The following is a 1248-nucleotide window of genomic DNA, read 5'->3' as shown; positions in this document are numbered from 1 at the left end:
GGCCTCCGCGAGGAGGCAGGATGAAGAAGTCGAGGTTGACGGACGAGCAGGTCGTGTCGATCCTACGAGAGACGGATCGGGACACGGTGCCTGTGGTGGCGGCACGGTGTGAGCGAGCAATCGATCTATACCTGGAAGAAGCGGTTCGGGTCGTTCCAGCCGGACGACGTTCGGCGGCTGAAGCAGCTCGAGCAGGAGAACGCGCGGCTGAAGAAGCTGGTGGCGGAGCGAGATCTCGAGATCGAGGTGATGAAGGAGATCGCTGCAAAAAAATGGTGAGCGTGCCGGCTCGTCGAGAGCAGGTGGCCTACGCCATGCGCCGCGGACTGTCGCAGCGCCGGTCGTGCACGCTGTTGGGAGTGGCGCGGGCTTCGCTGGGCTACCGCTCGGTGAAGGCGGCGAAAGATGCGCCGGTGCTGGCGTGCATGGCGGCGCTGAGCGCGCAGTACCCGCGCTTCGGCTACCGGCGCATCCGCATCTTCCTCGATCGCGAGGGCCACGCCATGAGCTGGGGCCGCTGCTATCGACTGTGGCAGCGGGCCAGGCTGCAGGTGCCGCGCCGGCGACCGCGCAAGCGGCTCGCCAGCGGTCGGCCGCGGCCTCGGGTGCCGACCGGCGCCAACCAGGTCTGGTCGTACGACTTCGTGTTCGACTGGTGCGCCAACGGCCAGCAGCTCAAGTGCCTGACGGTGACCGACGAATGGACCAAGGAGGGCCTGGCGATCGAGGTCGACGGCCGGATCCGCTCGGGCCGCGTCATCGAGGTGCTGTCGCGCCTGATCAGTGAGCGTGGTGCGCCGCTCTATCTGCGGTCCGACAACGGCCCTGAGTTCGTCGCCCGGGCGCTGCTGAAGTGGATGGCCGACCAGAAGATCGAGATCGCGCTGATCGATCCCGGCAAGCCCTGGCAGAACGGCGTGGGCGAGAGCTTCAACGGCAAGTTCCGTGACGAATGCTTGAGCCTGGAATGGTTCCTGTCACGCACCGAGGCCAAAGTCGTGATCGAGGCCTGGCGTCAGCACTACAACGAGGTTCGTCCGCATTCGAGCCTCAGTTATTTGACGCCAGCGGGCCTTTGCCGCAAAGCTCAACGAACAGCTCCCGCTTCCGCAACGGGCCGGGACGCTGCGCGATACGAAGGGCTTCGCGCCCCGGCCCGTTGCAACATCGTCCTTGACGGGACAAGACAACAACCAGGAGGTGCCAGCTCTCTCAAGTTAACCGTGGTCCGAAGAATCAGGGCAGGTC

1 pseudogene is annotated in these 1248 nt (G+C 65.5%); it reads left to right on the top strand.

Going from position 1 to position 1248, the window contains the following annotated elements:
• Nucleotides 1–20: 20 nt before the first annotated feature.
• Nucleotides 21–1085 (top strand): annotated as a pseudogene (locus RSO01_RS46790) (IS3 family transposase); the annotation flags it as partial.
• Nucleotides 1086–1248: the final 163 nt, after the last annotated feature.

The sequence above is a fragment of the Reyranella soli genome (assembly GCF_007992495.1).
GTDB classification, from domain to species: domain Bacteria; phylum Pseudomonadota; class Alphaproteobacteria; order Reyranellales; family Reyranellaceae; genus Reyranella; species Reyranella soli.
This window is presented reverse-complemented; position numbering and strand designations above follow the sequence as displayed.